Source organism: Nocardia exalbida NBRC 100660 (genome assembly GCF_000308575.1).
Classification (GTDB): Bacteria; Actinomycetota; Actinomycetes; order Mycobacteriales; family Mycobacteriaceae; genus Nocardia; species Nocardia exalbida.
Map to the genome: position 1 here is coordinate 218,706 of NZ_BAFZ01000061.1, position 17,394 is coordinate 236,099.

Genomic DNA, 17,394 nt, shown 5'->3' on the forward strand with positions numbered 1-17,394 from the left:
GGGATCGACGTCGGGCGAGCGGAGACGGACCGGCGACGTATCCGTGCCGTCGTCGCGGAAGTGCACGATCGGGACGAGCGCCTGGCGCGGTGCTGCGAACTACTCGGCAGGCATGGTCTCTTCGCACGAACCCGGCAGGACCTGAGCCTGCGCGGAACGGAGTTGCACGAGATCTACGCCGTCCGGACGGAGACCGTTTGACGCGTCCCGCGACCGGTGCGCCGCGGCAGTGTCACCGATCGAAGATGTTCGACCCGGCACGGGAACAGTCCGGAACTTCCGGACTGTTCCCGTGCCGGGTCTGCTCTCCGCGGTCGCACGTCCCCGCGCGGTTTCCCGTGACCGCACTCCGCTGCTGAGTCGTCGTTCCGGCGACGCCTCGGCCGTCGCGGCCCGGTCCGGGTCAGAACGCGGCTTCGTCGAGATCCATGACGCTGATGTCGACGTCGGAGATAACCGACCATTCCGCGCTGAGGTGCGGCAGGACCGTCTTGGCGAAGAACGACGCGACGGCGACTTTGCCTTCGTAGAAGGCGCGGTCCTGCTCTCCGGGGCCGGCGTCGAGTGCGGCCGTGGCGATCTCGGCGGCGACGATCAGCCGCCAGGCGACGAGGAGGTCACCGACGGAGAGCAGGAAGCGAACGGAGTTCAGCCCGATCTTGTACAGCTCGGTGGGCTGTTGCTGGGCGGCGAGCAGGTGCTGGGTGAAGCGGCCCGCCATGTCCTGGACGTCTTCGAGCGCGGTGGCGAGCAGGATCTTCTCCGCCTTGAGCCGGCCGTTGCCGTCGGTGGATTGCGCCGTGTCGCGGATCTTGCCCGCGAGGTGGGCCAGTGCGACGCCACGGTCGCGGGCGATCTTGCGGAAGAAGAAGTCCTGCGCCTGGATGGCGGTGGTGCCTTCGTAGAGCGAGTCGATCTTCGCGTCGCGGATGTACTGCTCGATCGGGTAGTCCTGCAGGAAGCCGGAACCACCGAGGGTCTGCAGCGACTCGGTCAGGTACTGGTAGGCGCGATCCGAGCCGACACCCTTGACGATCGGCAGCAGCAGGTCGTTGACTCGCGCGGCCAGATCCGCGTCGGCACCCGAGATGTGTTGCGCGACAACGTCGTTCTGATGGCCTGCGGTGTAGAGATAGATCGCGCGCAGCCCCTCGGCGTACGCCTTCTGCATCATCAGCGACCGGCGCACGTCGGGGTGCCGGGTGATGGTCACCTTCGGCGCGGCCTTGTCCGCCATCCGGGTGAGATCACTGCCTTGCACGCGTGTCTTCGCGTATTCCAGGGCGTTGAGGTAGCCGGTGGACAAGGTGGCGATGGCCTTGGTGCCCACCATCATCCGAGCTTCCTCGATGACTTGGAACATCTGCGCGATGCCGTCGTGTACCTCGCCGACCAGCCAGCCCTTGGCGGGGATGCCGTGGCCGCCGAAGGTGACCTCGCAGGTGGCCGAGGCCTTCAGGCCCATCTTGTGCTCGACGTTGGTGACGAAGACGCCGTTGCGCTCGCCCAGCTCGCCGGTCTCGTGGTCGAAGTGGAACTTCGGCACGAAGAACAGCGACAGGCCCTTGGTGCCCGGTCCGGCGCCCTCGGGGCGAGCCAGCACCAGGTGCATGATGTTTCCGAACAGGTCATCGGAGTCGGCGGAGGTGATGAACCGCTTGACGCCCTCGATGTGCCAGGAGCCGTCCTCCTGCTCGACCGCCTTGGTGCGGCCCGCGCCGACGTCGGAACCGGCGTCGGGCTCGGTCAGCACCATCGTGGCGCCCCAGTTGCGTTCGGTCATGAACTGGGCCCAGCGCCGCTGCTGCTCGGTGCCGATGCCATAAGTGATGTGGGCCATCATCGGTCCGGTCAGGTACATGTAAGCCGCGGGCTGCGCCCCGAGGACGAATTCGGTGATCGCCCAACTGACCATCGAAGGGGCGGGCACGCCCCCGACACCCTCGGCCTTGCCGACGCGCCACCATTCCGCGTCGTACCAGGCGCGCACCGCCTTCTTGAACGACTCCGGCAGGCGCACCGAGTGGGTGGCCGGATCGAAAACCGGCGGGTTGCGGTCGGTGTCGGCGTACGGTTCGGCGACCGGTCCTTCGGCCAGGCGCGCGGCCTCCGCCAGCATCGACCGCACGGTGTCGCCGTCCAGGTCGCCGAATGCTCCGGTCCGGAGGATGTCGTCGAGTCCGTACACCTCGAACAGATTGAACTCGAGGTCGCGCACGTTGCTCTTGTAATGGCTCACGGGCCAATGCCTTTCGAGAAACGGCCGGTGTACCGGCAAGGGATTCGGCGGGTGCGCGCACCAGCGATCACCCACGGCACACTGTGCGGCACCGATGACCCGAAAGCAATCTCATGTTAATGACCACTAAGTAAATGGTCGCATGTCCGACAGTGTTCTATCCGCTGCTAGCGTGCAATTGGCTGAGCTAAGTTAATAACCACTAAGTGGCATAAATCACTGCGGGGAAACGCGGCCGGGGATTCCGGCCGTTTCGATCCGCTCTCCGATGGCCACGAGAACATCGACGAGATCGGCCCTGCGCCGGAAGCGCGGGTTGCGGACGGCATCGATGACGACGGTGGTGACGGCTCGGCTCAGCACCCGCGCGGCCGGAGCGGGCAGGTCCGGCCGCACGGCCTGCAGCATGCGGGCCCACTGGGCGATGCCGTCCAAGCGCACCCTCCGGTAGCGCTGCACCGCGTCTCCCGGAAGGTGCCGGGTCTCGCTGACGGTGATCGCCAGCAGATCGGGCTCGTCCACACCCAGTTGCGCGAAGCTTCGCATCAGTGAGCGCATGGATTCCTCGGCGCTGCGGCCCTCGGCGATCGCCCGGGCGAGCAGCAGCCGAAGCCACTCGTCCTGGCGCCGGACGATCTGGTCCAGCAACTCCGCCTTGCTAGAGAAGTGGTGATACAAGGCGGGTCCGGTGACCCCGACGGCCGCGCCGATGTCTTCGATTCCCACGGCGGCATACCCGCGGGTGCTGAACAATCGCGCCGCCTCGGCAAGCATCCGCTCCGACCGCAGCGCTCGATCCAGCGCGGTGTTGCCGGTCTCGGTGCGCGGTGGCCGGTTCGGTGCGGGGCCGGCCGGGTGCTCGGGCATTTCGGTGGCGATCACCGCCGCGACGGCGGCGTCGAGCACCTGTGCGGCAACCGGCGCGGGTAGCTCGGCGCGGTGGTAGGAGGGACTGACCGCGATCGAGAGCACGCACCAGCTCAGCAGTTCGACATCCGCGCCGCTGAGCTCCGGTCGGCGCACGCCGATGGTGTGCCGCAGATAGCGGGTGATCCGCGCGGCGCGGACCAGCACGGCGGTCTTGTCGGCGGCGGTCAGGTTGCGGAACTCCAGCTGCCACAACCGCGGCAGGCCGCGCAGTTCCAGGGCCACCCGGACCAGTTCGGCGAGCACGGCGTCACCGGAGTCGTCGGTGCGATACGCGGCGTCCAGCCGGTCCAAGGTGTCGTCGAGCCCCACCAGCAGGCACTGGCCCAGAAGCTGCTGCTTGTTGCGGAAGTGCCGATACAGCGCCGTCGCCGAGATACCGACCGCCGCGGCGATGTCGGCCATCGTGGTGCCGTAATAGCCGCCGTGCGTGAAGGCGTCGACCGCGGCGTGCAGGATCATCTCGCGCCGATGAGGTGGTCTCCGCCGTGGCTGTGCGCCGTTCGCCTGTGTGCCCATCGCGGTCAGTGTCGCGTATCGGAGGGTCCGCGGCGGTGCCGGGCCGCCTCCGCGCGCGATCCGTTCGCCGGTATGCCAGGGGAGATCCGGCGCGGCCACCCATATGTATGACGATGTCGTCATAGCCGACGTACGGCTTCTACTGTCGAGTAGGCTTCCCGCAGCTATCACCAGCCCGTGGATCGTTATCGATCAGGTAAGCAGAGGGAGCCCGCCCGTGAGCGCTGACACCGCGGACGCCACAGCACTGTCGAGCATGGCGGCCCGCCTGCGCATCGCGTCGACCGTGATTCTGCGGCGCGCCCGGAGGGATCCCGATGAACGGCGGCTGTCGGCGACGCAGTGGGCGGTGCTGGGACGTCTGCACCGATACGGCGCCTTGGCCGCGGTCGACCTGGCGCGGCTGGAGATGCTGCGGCCGCAGACGATGCGCAATGTGGTCGACGGGCTGCGCGATCAGGGCCTGATCGTCGGTGTGCGCGATCCGGACGACGGGCGCCGGGTGAATCTGACCCTCACCGACGAAGGCCGGGCGTGGGTGTGCGGACACCAGGCGTCCGCGAACGACGCTCTGGCGCAGGCGTTGTCCGAGAGCCTGCGGTCCGGCGAGCTGCACAAGGTCGGCGAGGTCCTGGATCTGCTCGAGCGCATCGCCTACGGTGATCGCGGCCCGGAGGCGTTGATCGGCGGCGGTCCCGGCCTCGACGACGAATCGCCTCGCGCGGACTGCCCCCTATGACCCGGCCGCCGGGTGCGCGGGGGCGGCAGGCGGAGTGAGCGCTCGGGTCCAGAGGTCGACGATCACTCGGCCGCACTCGTCCGCGGTGCGGCCGGCCGGTGGATCGAGGACCGCGCCGGGGATCTGCGCCTCCACCGCCTGAACGAGCAACATGGCGGTCAACGCCGGGCCGGTGCCGTCGACGGCTGGTGGGTGAGGTCACGCCGCCGGGCGGCCAGGTGACCGCGCCGAGCGGCTCACGCTGCCCTCCGTGCCCGCTGCGGCGGGGCGGGTAAGTAAGGTCTGAAGCGTCGTGGAACGGACGCCACGATGCAGCCGCCGAACAGTTTCGCGCGGACGCGCCGCCCTGTCGAACGAAGAGAGCTGATTGATGCCGACCTCTACAGCGCGTGCACAGATCGGGGTCACCGGTCTGGCGGTCATGGGTAGCAACATCGCACGGAACTTCGCCAGGAACGGCTACACCGTCGCCCTGCACAACCGCACCGTCGCCAAGACCGACGCACTGCTGGAGGCGCACGGCGACGACGGCGACTTCGTGCGGACCGAGACGATCGAGGAGTTCGTCGCCGCGCTGGAGAAGCCGCGCCGGGTGCTGATCATGGTCAAGGCAGGCGCCCCGACCGACGCGGTCATCGAGGAACTGGCGGCCGCGATGGAGCCGGGCGACATCATCATCGACGGCGGGAACGCCCTCTACACCGACACCATTCGGCGGGAAGCCGCGATGCGCGAGCGCGGGCTGAACTTCGTCGGTGCCGGTATCTCCGGTGGCGAGGAGGGCGCGCTCAACGGCCCCGCGATCATGCCGGGCGGACCGAAGGAGTCCTACGACTCGCTGGGGCCGCTGCTGGAATCCATCGCGGCGAAGGTCGACGGTACGCCCTGCTGCACCCATATCGGTCCCGACGGCTCGGGGCATTTCGTCAAGATGGTGCACAACGGCATCGAGTACGCCGACATGCAGCTGATCGGCGAGGCCTACCACCTGTTCCGTGACGCGCTCGGCTTCGACGCGAAGCAGATCGCCGATGTGTTCACCCAATGGAACTCCGGTGACCTGGAGAGCTACCTCGTCGAGATCACCGCCGAGGTGCTGAATCAGGTCGACGCGAAGACCGGCAAGCCACTGGTCGACGTGATCGTCGACGCGGCGGAGCAGAAGGGCACCGGACGCTGGACGGTGAAGTCCGCGCTCGACCTCGGTGTGCCGGTGACCGGCATCGCCGAAGCGGTATTCGCCCGGGCACTGTCGGGCTCCCGTGCGCAGCGCAAGGCCGCGCAGGGTCTCGCCTCCGGCCGGTTGGCCGAAAAGCCCACCGACGTCGAACAATTTACCGAAGACATCCGGCAGGCGCTCTACGCTTCGAAGGTTGTGGCCTACGCCCAGGGCTTCGACCAGATCGCCGCGGGCAGTGCGGAATACGACTGGGGTCTGCGCCCCGGCGACCTCGCGACGATCTGGCGCGGCGGCTGCATCATCCGCGCCCGTTTCCTGAACCGGATCAAGGAAGCCTACGACGAGAACCCGGCGCTGCCGAGCTTGATCCTCGCGCCGTACTTCCGCGCGGCGATCGAGACCGCCATCGACAGCTGGCGCCGCGTCGTGGCCACCGCGACCCTGCTCGGCATTCCGGTGCCCGCGTTCGCGTCGTCGCTGTCCTACTACGACGCCCTGCGTGCCGAGCGCCTCCCGGCCGCGCTCACCCAGGCGCAGCGTGACTTCTTCGGCGCGCACACCTACGAGCGCGTCGACGCCGAAGGCAAATTCCACACGCTCTGGAGCGAGGACCGCAGCGAGGTTCGCGCCGACTAGCCGGTCGCGCTGCCGCAGTGCGGGAATCGTTCCCGCACTGCGGCATTGCATGCCGGGTCCGGTGTCAATCCGGTGTCCCGGCGGCTCGTTCCCACGCCGTCCGGCGGAGCAGGCGTAATCCGTTGAGCCCGACGATGACGGTGGAGCCCTCGTGCCCGGCGACGCCGAGCGGGAGCGGCAGGGTTGCGGCGAGGTCCCAGACGACCAGCACGCCGATGAAGGTGGCGGCGATGGCCAGGTTGGCGACCACCACCCGCCGCGCCTGCCGGGACAACGCGATCACCGCCGGGATCGTCGTCAAATCGTCGCGCACGACGACGGCGTCCGCGGTCTGCAAGGTCAGATCGGATCCGGCCCCGCCCATGGCGATGCCGACCTCGGCCGCGGCGAGGGCCGGGGCATCGTTGATGCCGTCGCCGACCACCGTCACCTTCCGCCCGTCGGCCTGCAGGTGGCGCACCGCGGTCACCTTGTCGTCGGGCAGGAGTTCGGCTCGTACGTCGGTGATGCCGACCCGGGCGGCGAGCCGGTCGGCGGTGGCGGCGTTGTCGCCGGTCAGCAATACCGGCGCGGCGCCGGTGATCTCGGTGGTCGCCCGCACCGCCGCCGCCGCTTCCGGCCGCGGCCGGTCGGTCAGCGCGAATACCCCGATCGGCCGGTGCTCGCAGGTCACGACCACGGCGGTGCAGCCGCTCACCTGGAGCGCTTCGACGGTCGTTCGCGGGCCGGGGGCGAGTTCCGACGTGGTGGGGGAGCCGACGCCGATGAGCTGGTCGCCGACGCGGGCGGTGACGCCGCGACCGGGGTTCGCGGTGAACTCGGTGACCTCGGGCAGTCGCAGGCCCCGGGCACGGGCCGCGCGCACGATCGCCGCCGCCAAGGGGTGCTCGCTCGGATGCTCGGCCGCGGCGGCCAGTCGGAGCAACTCGTCGTCGGTGAATCGTTCGTCCAGGCAGCGGATTTCGGCTAGTTCGGGAATGCCGCGGGTCAGCGTGCCGGTCTTGTCGAAGGCGACGTGCGTGGTGGCGCCGAGCCTTTCCATGACCACCGCGGATTTGACCAGGACGCCGTGGCGCCCTGCGTTGGCGATGGCCGCCAGCAGGGGCGGCATGGTGGCCAGCACCACCGCGCAGGGGGAGGCGACGATCATGAACGTCATCGCCCGCAGCAGCGCCCGCCGCAGGGTGTCGCCGAACAGCAGCGGAACGACGAACACGGCGAGGGTGACCAGAACCATGCCGATCGAGTAGCGCTGCTCCACCTTCTCGATGAAAAGCTGTGCGCGCGCCTTGGTTCGGGCCGCTTGCTCGACCAGGGCCGCGATCCGCGCGACCACGGAGTCCTCCGCGCGGCGATCCACCCGGATCCGCAGCACTCCGGTGCCGTTGAGAGTGCCCGCGAACACTTCATCGCCCGCGGCTTTGTCCACCGGCAGCGGTTCACCGGTGATGGTGGCCTGATCGACCTCGCTGCCGCCGGAGAGCACCGTCGCGTCGGCGGCGATCCGCTCACCGGGACGCACCACGAGAAGATCACCGACGCGCAGGTCGGCGGCGTGCACCGTCTGCTCCGCTCCGCCATCGGCGAGCCGGGTCGCGGTCTGCGGTGTGAGATCGAGTAGTCCGCGCACCGAGTCCTCGGTCCGGGCGGTGGCCAGCGCTTCCAGGGCGCCCGAGGTGGCGAAGATGACGATCAGCAAGGCGCCGTCGGTGATCTGGCCGATGGCCACCGCACCGATCGCCGCGGCGACCATGAGCAAATCGACATCGAGCGTCTTGTCGCGTAATGCCCGCAGCCCGGCCCATCCCGGTTCCCAACCGCCCGCGGCGTAACAGGCCAGGTATAAACCCCACCACGCCCCTCGCGGTCCATCGGCCAGCTGCGTCGCCAGACCGGCGAGGAAGAACGCGACACCCACTGCGGCCCACCGCACTTCCGGCAGGGCGAACAGCCGGGTCCGGTGCGTAGGCACACGACCGGTCGGCGAAGTCGGACGGGTCGGCGCGAGGGTCGGCGCGGCCACGGGTCACCTCCAGGACAGCAACGAACAGACCGCCCGACCATAACAGAAAGCATGAACATGTCTTCATTTGTTCCTAGAGTATAATGTTCCCTCATGGGACACGGTGTCGAAGGCAGGGATCGCCCTGCCGCGCGCCTGGATCCGGAATCGGCCAACCATGTGGCGACCACATTGCAGGCGCTGGCCACCCCGAGCCGCTTGATGATCCTCACCCAGCTGCGCCAGGGGCCACTGTCGGTGAGCGCGCTGGCCGACGCGATCGGCATGGAACAGTCCGCCGTTTCCCACCAGCTTCGCCTGCTGCGCAATCTGGGGCTGGTCACCGGTGCCCGCACCGGCCGCAGCATCGTCTACAGCCTCTACGACAACCACGTCGCCCAGCTGCTGGACGAGGCGATCTACCACAGTGAACATCTGCGCCTCGGATTGTCCGACCGCCCCGAAACCGCCGGCTGACCGCTCTGCCCTGATCCGCTTGCTTGACCTGGAGCGCACTCCAGCACTTAGTGTGCGCTCGTACACGGTTGACCAGCAGAAGGGACCGCTTCATGGAGCTCGGTTTTCACGTACCCGTCTTCGATATCGACGGTGGTACGACCGCTATCGCCGGTGAGCTGGCGCGGGTCGGCGCGGCAGCGGAGGCGTCCGGGGCGACCTGGTTGTCGTTCATGGACCACTACTTCCAGATCGAGCCGACGGGCCTGCCTGCGGAGGCGAACATGCTGGAGGGCTACACCACTCTCGGCTATCTGGCCGCGCACACGTCGCGCGTCGACCTCGGCCTCCTCGTCACCGGCGTGACCTATCGCCACCCCGGGCTGCTTGCCAAGATCGTCACCACGCTCGACGTCCTGTCGGGTGGCCGGGCGGTCCTCGGCATCGGCGCCGCCTGGTTCGAGCGCGAACACCGTGGGCTCGGCGTGGCGTTTCCCTCGACCGCCGAACGGTTCGAGCGGCTGGAAGAGACGTTGCGCATCTGCCGCCAGATGTGGGACCCCCAGGACAACGGGGCGTTCGACGGGAAGTACTACCAGCTGGCCGAGACGCTGTGCTCGCCGCAGCCGATCAACCGGCCGAAGGTGCTCATCGGCGGCGGGGGAGAGCGCAAGACGCTGCGCTTGGTCGCGCAATACGGCGACGCCTGCAACCTGTTCGGCTCCTCGCCCGCGGACGTCGAGCACAAGCTCGATGTGCTGCGCCGGCATTGCGACGACGTCGGCCGCGACTATGACGAGATCCGCAAGACGATCATCGCCAACAATCCGCGGCCGAGCCCGGAGAACCGCGACGACTTCGTCCGGCAGATGGCCGACTACGCGAAACTCGGCATCGACACCGCCATCGTCACTCCGACCACCGGTTCACCGGCGGCTTGGATCGATGGCATGGCGCCCGCCGTGGCGCAACTGGCGGAACTCGGCTGAGGCGCGGCGGAACGCGCTGTGAAGGCGCTCCGGATGAGGTGTCGCGGTAGGGGATTGCGGACCCGGGGATGAACATGTCGCGGTCGGCGGCCCGGAAGGTCGCCGACCGCGGGACTACAGTTTGTAGCCGATCTGGCGCAACAGCTGCCTACGGGCTGCCTGGTCGTCGGCATTCTCCACGCCGAGCGGCGCCGAACCGTCGATCACGCCGATGATCCCTCTGCCGAGTTCCGTCTCGGCGATCAGAACCTCGACGGGATTGGCTGTGGCGCAGAAGATCCCGCAGACCTCGGGGACCTGCCGCACGGCATTGAGCACGTTGACGGGATAACCCTCGCGCAGAAAGACGATGAACGAGTGCCCGGCCCCGAGGTCCACCGCGTTCTTGGTGGCGAGCTCGACGAGCGAGTCGTCGTTGCCGGAGTGGCGGACCAGGCGCGGGCCGGAGGCCTCGCAGAACGCCAGCCCGAAGCGCAGGTGCTGACTTACCCCGACCAGCGCTTCGTGCAGGTCTTCCACGGTTTTGATGAAGTGGGACTGTCCGATGACGACGTTGAGTTCGTCCGGCTTGTCGATGCGTACCGCTGTCAACTCCACAGCGACATACTGCGCCCCAGCGATGTCGATTCATAGCATTTCGACATTTCTTTCGCACGCGTCGCGGGTGCCCCGCGGTGACGCCCGAGTCGGTAGCGGGACCTAGCCCTCGGCCGTGCGGGAAGGGAGGTCCACCACCAGCGCGGTGGCGTTGTCCCTTCCTCCGGCCAGAAGGGCGGCGTCGACCAAGGAGTTCGCGATCGCGTCGGCCGCGTCGCCGTCCGCAAGAATGGCCTTGACGGTGGCGATGCCGAGTGGCTTGTGCACTCCGTCGGTGCTCAGCAGCAGTCTGCCCGTGCTCGATCCGGTGGCGGCATACCCGATCTCATCCGGCCGGACGGTGCGGGCCGAGGTGGTGACCAGATGGCTCATTCGCGGGGTGACGGCCAGCCCGCGGGCTCGGTACGACTCGGCCACGGTGTGGTCGGTGGTGATCTGGTGCAGCACCCGCCCGTTCCAGCGATACGCCCGGCAGTCGCCGACCCATGCCACCTCGCAGGGGCCATCGGGTCGACCGGCGGTCGGCAATACCGCCACCACGAGCACGCTGTCGGCGGAGGGTTCCGGGACTTCCCGCAGCAATTCTTCTTGTGCCGCGAGGATTCCCGCTCGCGCCCCGTCCCGGGCGCCCGCATGTGCCGCCGCCGCGGCAACCGTGCGTGCCGCCCGGGCGCCGAGGAGATGGTCTCCCACACCGTCGGCGACCACGAACGCTGTCGCTCCGCTCATCGCATCGGTCTCGATCGCCACCGCGTCGGCGTTGATCGACCGTGACGCACGCCGACTGGCCGAGGCGCCCATCGCCGCGCCCAGCCACGGCAGCTCGATCCGCGGCAGGCTTGAAGTAGTGCCGGTGTACATGAACTGGTCTCCTCCGGGCTGAGCTCGAGTGCTGCCGACCAGCACCCTTCAAGGAGACCGCACCGGTATTTGGGCTTGTCGAGAGTTCGTTGTGGGGACACTGAGAATTCGCTCTCGATCCGGTCACGGCCGGCATCCCGCGTCCGCTCCGGCGCGAGCATCGGTGTGCTTTGCGTCTTGTATTCGATCGATGCCGACCGCGGGTGGATGCAGCCGTGCAATATCGATCATTGTTTCCGCGCCGAACTCCCATTTCGCGACATTGCTTCCGGATTCCGGCAATCAATCGGCTTACTGTCGGCTGATCGGCGAATTCACCTTCTCGTCAGTCCGGCAGGGACACAGGCAGCGTGTAACTCATCGAGGCCGATTTCTCTCGTACGGGTCGCCAGGGGCCGAAGCAGTGCGCCCGATGCCGCGACGGCCGCAAACTCGGAGCCGTCGGCTCGCTACGGCCCAGCGCGGCTCCGGGACAGGACATGGTCGCGCTGCCCGCGCTGCGGCAGCGCTCGCCTCGCCTGTCCCGGTCGCCTGCGCACGGATTGTGTCGGCGGGTGGCGGACCGCTCCTGCTCGGCGAGGCGATGTGGGCGGCGCGGTGGTCGGGTGTCGGCTGTCCTGGTGTGCGCCGGGTCGGCGCGCGCTCCGCGCGGTAAGCCCGACTCGGGCGGCAACGTTCGGTGTACCGATTTGGCGGCGTCCAGCACCGTAGACACGGACGCCGAAATTTCCGGTGTCGGCATCGGCCACGTCTTTCCGTCGCTAGGGGCGACAGACATCTTGACTAGGCAAAACGCATTCGGTGCGCGAGATTTCGGTAGATCGTGTAGTTGCCGGTGACGTAGACAACAGACGAAACTCCGTTGAATTCCCCGCCCTACCGGCGAGTACGTGATCGAATGCTCTGCAACTGACGTCTCGAACCCGCCGTGTTGCGCCGTGGGTCCAGAAATCCAGGAGGTTGTGGCTGTGGTCGACGCAAGCGTGCCCACGCTGCGTCCGTCCGAGCTGGAAAGATTGGCCCAGCTCGACGAACACAACGAACTTTCTGCCGAACGGATGCGATCGACCTCGCAGCGGCTGGGCGTGCCGGAGGAGGACCTGCGGCGATGGCTGGCGGACCGCCGCGCCGCCAGCGCGCCCACCAGGCGCATCGATGTCACCGGGACCGCGTCCCCACGCATCGATGTTCCCGACGCACCGGCTACGCATACCGATGCCCCCGAGGCAGCGACCACGCAGACCGATGCCCCCGAGGCACCGGCTACGCACACCGATGCCCCCGAGGCACCGGCTACGCAGACCGATGCCCCCGAGGCAGCGGCCACGCAGACGGATGTCCCTGAGGCAGCGACCACGCAGACCGATGCCCCTGAAGCGGCGACGACGCGCATCGGTGTCCCCGACCCGCCCACCACGCGCATCGACGGCTTCGAGCCGCCGACCCGGCAGGTGGGGTATGGGCAGGTCAGCCAACCGCCGTCGCGCATCATCACGCTGTCGGAAGCGGCAGGAGGCGGGCTGCTGCCGCAGATCTCCGACGGCGATGTCACCACCTTCCTGGCCGATGCCTACCGCAGCCTGCCGCCGCAGGAGTTCGCGCGCATCGACGCCGTCTACACCGATGGGATCCAGACGACCTGCCGGTGGCTCGCCGAACACACCGGCAGGCAGTGCCGTCACGACCTGAACCAGAACGGCGTCGGGAGCTGGCTGGGTCCCCGCGGGGCCGGTCTGGCCGAATACATGCTCTCGGTGCTGCAACCTCGACTCAGCTCGCCGAATCGCTTTCAGCCGGGTCCCGGCTCCGGTGTGGTGGACGAGTGGAACGACATCCTCAGCCTGTACCGATTCCTCGGCAGCCTGGTGGCCGACAGCCCCAGTCGCGGGCACACCATCACGCGCCTGCGCGGCGCCCAAGCCGCGTTCCTGCTGCACGGTCTTCGGCTGGATCTGCCGCCGGATCTGGCCTACTCGGTCGGGCCCGGGCTGACCACGGTCCCGATCGACCACGACGTCATCGCCCGTGTCCGGGCCAGGACCGCCGATCCGGTGGACGCGGCGGCGCTCGTCACCGCACTCTTCACCGGTGCCACCGCGATGGAACTGAACGCCATTCCGTGTGTCGCGCTGACCGCCGACGCGCTGATCTTCAACGGCCCGATCGGCTACACCCACGCACCCGACTTGTACGTCTGGGTGATACCGCCGCCTGCGCGCACCTTGCTCTACGACGCCCGCGTCGCCCAGGAATCGCGACCCACCCCGAACAGCAAACTGTTCACCGGGGCCATCGGTGGCGCGGGCTTCCGCCTTCGCAGGCTCGCCGCGGCATGCGAGGTGAGCCTTCCCGACCTGTACCACTGGCACCACAGCTGGATCCGCCGTGCCGGACTGCTCCGGATGTCCGAGCAACCGGCGCCGGTCCGCAACACCGATCTGCTGTTCGGCCTGAAACTCGCGCCCCGGCCACGCCGCCGCCGCGCACGCTGAGGCCGGGCGCGAGCAGGTCACCCCGCGTCGAGGAGATGCCGGGGTGCGGCCTGCCGCCACGAGTCGAGCACGATGGCTTCCAGTTCGGCCAGGTCGTCGAGGGCGGTCAGACGCGCGCGGACCCACGCGTTGTTCGCTTCGTGCGCGGCGATCCAGAACTTGCCCGGTTCGGCGGCGACGAGTTCGTCGCGATCGGCGATGGGGCAGCGGACCGCCATCGAGGTCTCCGCCTCCGGAAGGGTGAGAAACAACTTGCCCGCGACCCGGAAGGTCGGCATCCCCCAGGTGAACTGTTCGGATGTCTCCGGTAGCGACAGCGCGAAGGACCGGACATCGTCCCCGGTGAAACTCATGCACCGAATCCTTCCAGGCCGGAATGGAACTCCCCGTGCGTGGTCCGCCCCCCGACGAGATCGCCGGTGCGGGGCCGGCCCGATCAATAGGGCGGGGTGCCAACGCGACGGCCGGCGCGTTGTGAAGTGCCCAGTAATCGTCTCGTGACCTCAGCGCTCGTCGTCCAGCCCCCTATCGTTCGGCGCAGTGATCGGTGAGGTCGAGAGGGCAGTATCCGAATGGTCGGCACGCGCGAGAAGTTGGAGCGATTGCGGGACACCCTCGCGACCGCCGAGGAACCGGCGGGTGCGTCCGGTGTCGCCAAACGGCAGAGCAAGGGCATCCCGAGTGCCCGTGAGCGGGTGCGATCGTTGCTGGATCCCGGAACGTTCGTCGAGATCGGCGCACTCGCGCGGACACCGGGAGCCCCGGACGCGAAGTACGGCGACGGCGTGGTCACCGGCCACGGCCGCATCGACGGCAGACCCGTCGTGGTCATCGCGCACGACCAGACGGTCTACGGCGGCTCGGTCGGCGAGATGTTCGGCCGGAAGGTCGCGCACATCCTGAAGTTCGCGTACGAGAAGGCCTGCCCAGTGGTGGCGATCAACGATTCCGGCGGCGCCCGGATCCAGGACGCGGTCACCTCGCTGGCCTGGTTCGCCCACATGAGCCGACGCCAAGAGCGGTTGTCCGGATTCGTCCCGCAGGTCTCCATCATGCTCGGCAAGTGCGCCGCCGGTTCGGTATACGGCCCGGTGAACACCGACGTTCTCGTCGCGACCGAGAACTCCTACATGTTCGTCACCGGTCCCGAGGTCATCAAGACGGTGACCGGCGAAGACGTGACCGCGGAGGAACTGGGCGGCGCTCACGTGCAGGCCCGCAACGGCACGATCCACCACGTGACCGCGACCGAACAGGAGGCATTCGACTGGGCCCGCAAGTACCTGAGCTACCTGCCGTCGAGCTGCCTGGAGCAGGCGCCGCTGGTGAACCCCGGCCTCGAGCCGGAGATCACCGCGACCGACCTCGAGCTCGAGTCGATCATCCCGGACTCCGATCGCGAGGGATACGACATGCACGAGATCCTGCTGCGCATCTTCGACGACGGTGATTTCCACGAGATCCGCTCCGCCACCGCGGCCAATCTGATCACCGGCTTCACGCGTGTGGACGGACGCAGCGTCGGGGTGGTCGCCAATCAGCCGTTGGTGCTCGGGGGAGCGGTCGACGCGAAATGCTCCGACAAGGCAACGCATTTCATCCGGCTGTGCAACGCCTTCGGCATCCCCTTGGTATTCGTCGTGGACACTCCCGGCGTGCTTCCCGGCGTCGAAGAGGAACGCAACGGTGTCATCGTCCGCGGCGGACGCGTGTTCCGCGCGATCATCGAGGCGACCGTGCCCATCATCAACGTCGTGGTGCGCAAGTCCTACGGCGGCGCCTACGGCTTCATGGCATGCAAGCAACTCGGCGCCGACATCAGTCTGGCCTGGCCGACCGCCCGCATCGCGGTGATCGGCGCGGAAAGCGCGGTCGACATCGCGGGGCGGCGCCAGCTGCTCCAGGTGCCGGAAGAACAGCGCGCGGCGGTGCGGGATTTCATGATCGACCAGTACAACGCCACCGTCGCCACTCCGTGGATCGCGGCCGAACGCGGCTACATCGATGCGGTGATCGAACCATCCCGTACCCGGCTGGAGATACGGCATGCGCTCCAGCTGCTGCGGGACAAGGAAGCAGCCGCCGAGCACAATCCGCGCAAGCACAGCCTGTACCCGATGTAGTGCCGGGTTTTCCCGCTGCCGGGCTGGGTATGCGGCGGTGTGGGGGTGAAGGTCCGCGGTCGGAGGAGTTGCGGGCATGGACTGGTTCACCGCATCCGAATACTGGTTGAGCAGGCAGGTGCTGACGCGCGGCGTCGCGGCCGTCTATCTGATCGGCTTCCTGGTCGCCGCACGGCAGTTCCGGGCGCTGATCGGCGAGCACGGCATGCTTCCGGTGCCGCGCTTGCTGGCCCGGCGCTCCTTCCGGCGGGCGCCGAGCATCTTCCACGTCCACTATTCCGATCGTTTCTTCGCCGCCGTCTCCTGGTTCGGTGCGGCGCTGTCCGCGGCGCTGGTCGCCGGTGCGGCCGACCTGGTGCCGCTGTGGGCGGCGATGCTGCTGTGGGCCACGTTGTGGGTGCTCTACCTGTCGATCGTCAACGTGGGGCAGGAATGGTATGCGTTCGGCTGGGAGTCACTGCTACTGGAATGCGGATTCCTGGTGATCTTCCTCGGCAACGACCGCACCGCGCCGCCGGTGCCGGTGCTCCTGCTCGCCCGCTGGCTGCTGTTCCGGGTGGAGTTCGGCGCCGGACTGATCAAACTGCGCGGTGACCGGTGCTGGCGCGATCTGACCTGCCTGTACTACCACCACGAGACCCAGCCGATGCCCGGACCGCTGAGCTGGTTGTTCCACCACCTGCCCAAGCCGCTGCACCGGGCGGAGGTGGTGGGCAATCACATCGCGCAGCTCGTGGTGCCCTTCGGCCTGTTCGCACCGCAGCCGGTGGCCGGCATCGCCGCGGCCGTCATCGTGATCACCCAGCTGTGGTTGGTGGTGTCGGGCAATTTCGCCTGGCTGAACTGGCTGACGATCGTCCTCGCGTGCGGCGCCATCAGCGGGTCCGCGGTGGCGGCGGTGCTACCGGTGCCCGCCCCGCCGCCCTTGCCCGGGCCGCCGCCGTGGTTCGTGGGCCTCGTCATAGCGTTCACCGCCTTGGTGGTCTTCCTGAGCTACCGCCCGGCGCGCAACCTGATCTCCAGTCACCAGGCCATGAACCGATCGTTCGACCCCTATCACTTGGTCAACACCTACGGAGCGTTCGGCAGCATCGGCCGCACCCGCTACGAGGTGGTCGTCGAAGGCACCGAGGAGTCGACCGTCACCGGTCGGACGCAGTGGAAGGAATACGAGTTCAAGGGCAAACCCGGCGATCCGCGGCGGCTGCCACGCCAATGGGCCCCTTACCACCTGCGCCTGGATTGGCTCATGTGGTTCGCCGCGACCTCGCCACGCTACGCGCAGTCGTGGCTGGCCGCGTTCCTGGCACGGCTGCTGGAAAACGACCCGGCCACGCTGCGCCTGCTGCGGCACAATCCGTTCCCGGACGCCGCGCCGCGTTTCGTGCGGGCGCAACTGTATCTGTATCGCTTCACCACACCGCGCGAATTGGCTCGCACCCGAGCGTGGTGGCACCGCACCCTGATCAGCCGCTACGTTCCGCCTCTTGCCTTGGACGACCTGCACTCCCACAGCCACCCCGGCCGTCATTGAAGTCGAGAACCTATGGCCGGCAACGGCTTGCGCCGGAGGTCAGAGGATCGGGTGGTATTCGCCACAGTGCGTCGGCGACGATCGGCGCCGAAAGCGGGTA

General features: G+C 68.2%; 13 protein-coding genes. 7 read left to right on the forward strand and 6 right to left on the reverse strand.

Annotation, left to right across the window (positions count from 1 at the left end):
* Window positions 1-403: 403 nt before the first annotated feature.
* Together ON29_RS14890 and ON29_RS14895 are read right to left on the reverse strand one after the other, a co-directional pair.
* Window positions 404-2,239 carry an acyl-CoA dehydrogenase gene (locus tag ON29_RS14890; RefSeq protein ID WP_040866831.1) on the reverse strand — a complete coding sequence of 612 codons (1,836 nt, stop codon included), beginning with the start codon at window positions 2,237-2,239 and terminating at the stop codon, window positions 404-406.
* A 216-nt stretch (window positions 2,240-2,455) separates the two neighbouring features.
* On the reverse strand, window positions 2,456-3,685 hold the full coding sequence (locus ON29_RS14895) for a TetR/AcrR family transcriptional regulator (RefSeq protein WP_169332576.1): 1,230 nt from the start codon (window positions 3,683-3,685) through the stop codon (window positions 2,456-2,458).
* A gap of 217 nt (window positions 3,686-3,902) precedes the next feature.
* On the opposite strand from ON29_RS14895, the gene ON29_RS14900 reads away from it, so the two are divergent.
* Together ON29_RS14900 and gnd are read left to right on the forward strand one after the other, a co-directional pair.
* Window positions 3,903-4,424, forward strand: a complete 522-nt coding sequence (locus ON29_RS14900; RefSeq protein WP_051175212.1) for a MarR family winged helix-turn-helix transcriptional regulator — start codon at window positions 3,903-3,905, stop codon at window positions 4,422-4,424.
* 370 nt (window positions 4,425-4,794) lie between these two features.
* A complete protein-coding gene (gnd, locus tag ON29_RS14905) occupies window positions 4,795-6,240 on the forward strand; it encodes an NADP-dependent phosphogluconate dehydrogenase (protein ID WP_040866833.1) in 1,446 nt (481 codons plus the stop codon).
* 64 nt (window positions 6,241-6,304) lie between these two features.
* On the opposite strand, the gene ON29_RS14910 is transcribed toward gnd, so the two are convergent.
* The gene (locus ON29_RS14910; RefSeq protein ID WP_040866834.1) at window positions 6,305-8,263 is read right to left on the reverse strand and encodes a heavy metal translocating P-type ATPase; all 1,959 of its coding nucleotides are present in this window, start codon (window positions 8,261-8,263) and stop codon (window positions 6,305-6,307) included.
* A 93-nt stretch (window positions 8,264-8,356) separates the two neighbouring features.
* Here ON29_RS14910 and ON29_RS14915 point away from each other — a divergent pair, with 93 nt between their 5' ends.
* Together ON29_RS14915 and ON29_RS14920 are read left to right on the forward strand one after the other, a co-directional pair.
* Window positions 8,357-8,719 (forward strand): ArsR/SmtB family transcription factor, encoded by a 363-nt coding sequence (locus ON29_RS14915; RefSeq protein ID WP_040866835.1) that lies wholly within the window; start codon window positions 8,357-8,359, stop codon window positions 8,717-8,719.
* A 92-nt stretch (window positions 8,720-8,811) separates the two neighbouring features.
* The gene (locus ON29_RS14920) at window positions 8,812-9,687 is read left to right on the forward strand and encodes an LLM class F420-dependent oxidoreductase (RefSeq protein ID WP_040866836.1); all 876 of its coding nucleotides are present in this window, start codon (window positions 8,812-8,814) and stop codon (window positions 9,685-9,687) included.
* A gap of 114 nt (window positions 9,688-9,801) precedes the next feature.
* Here ON29_RS14920 and ON29_RS14925 read toward each other — a convergent pair whose 3' ends face one another.
* Both ON29_RS14925 and ON29_RS14930 read right to left on the reverse strand, forming a co-directional pair.
* Window positions 9,802-10,284, reverse strand: coding sequence for an adenosine-specific kinase (locus ON29_RS14925; RefSeq protein ID WP_040866837.1), 483 nt, complete (start codon window positions 10,282-10,284; stop codon window positions 9,802-9,804).
* Window positions 10,285-10,386: 102 nt separating this feature from the next.
* Window positions 10,387-11,145, reverse strand: coding sequence for a PP2C family protein-serine/threonine phosphatase (locus tag ON29_RS14930; protein ID WP_217999166.1), 759 nt, complete (start codon window positions 11,143-11,145; stop codon window positions 10,387-10,389).
* Between the two features lie 968 nt (window positions 11,146-12,113).
* On the opposite strand from ON29_RS14930, the gene ON29_RS33845 reads away from it, so the two are divergent.
* Entirely contained in the window at window positions 12,114-13,637 is a 1,524-nt protein-coding gene (locus tag ON29_RS33845) for a hypothetical protein (protein WP_157172783.1), read from the forward strand.
* Between the two features lie 17 nt (window positions 13,638-13,654).
* Here ON29_RS33845 and ON29_RS14940 read toward each other — a convergent pair whose 3' ends face one another.
* Window positions 13,655-13,990 (reverse strand): MmcQ/YjbR family DNA-binding protein, encoded by a 336-nt coding sequence (locus ON29_RS14940; protein WP_040866838.1) that lies wholly within the window; start codon window positions 13,988-13,990, stop codon window positions 13,655-13,657.
* 219 nt (window positions 13,991-14,209) lie between these two features.
* On the opposite strand from ON29_RS14940, the gene ON29_RS14945 reads away from it, so the two are divergent.
* Together ON29_RS14945 and ON29_RS14950 are read left to right on the forward strand one after the other, a co-directional pair.
* A complete protein-coding gene (locus tag ON29_RS14945; protein ID WP_040866839.1) occupies window positions 14,210-15,760 on the forward strand; it encodes an acyl-CoA carboxylase subunit beta in 1,551 nt (516 codons plus the stop codon).
* 76 nt (window positions 15,761-15,836) lie between these two features.
* A complete protein-coding gene (locus ON29_RS14950; protein ID WP_040866840.1) occupies window positions 15,837-17,294 on the forward strand; it encodes a lipase maturation factor family protein in 1,458 nt (485 codons plus the stop codon).
* Window positions 17,295-17,394: the final 100 nt, after the last annotated feature.

What these genes read in the sequence shown, in the direction of transcription:
- ON29_RS14895 (WP_169332576.1), bottom strand. Translation starts at nt 3,685, where the DNA reads ATGGGCACACAGGCGAACGGCGCACAGCCACGGCGGAGACCACCTCAT.
- ON29_RS14945 (WP_040866839.1), top strand. Translation starts at nt 14,210, where the DNA reads ATGGTCGGCACGCGCGAGAAGTTGGAGCGATTGCGGGACACCCTCGCG.
- ON29_RS14915 (WP_040866835.1), top strand. Translation starts at nt 8,357, where the DNA reads ATGGGACACGGTGTCGAAGGCAGGGATCGCCCTGCCGCGCGCCTGGAT.
- ON29_RS14940 (WP_040866838.1), bottom strand. Translation starts at nt 13,990, where the DNA reads ATGAGTTTCACCGGGGACGATGTCCGGTCCTTCGCGCTGTCGCTACCG.
- ON29_RS14930 (WP_217999166.1), bottom strand. Translation starts at nt 11,145, where the DNA reads ATGTACACCGGCACTACTTCAAGCCTGCCGCGGATCGAGCTGCCGTGG.
- gnd (WP_040866833.1), top strand. Translation starts at nt 4,795, where the DNA reads ATGCCGACCTCTACAGCGCGTGCACAGATCGGGGTCACCGGTCTGGCG.
- ON29_RS14950 (WP_040866840.1), top strand. Translation starts at nt 15,837, where the DNA reads ATGGACTGGTTCACCGCATCCGAATACTGGTTGAGCAGGCAGGTGCTG.
- ON29_RS14920 (WP_040866836.1), top strand. Translation starts at nt 8,812, where the DNA reads ATGGAGCTCGGTTTTCACGTACCCGTCTTCGATATCGACGGTGGTACG.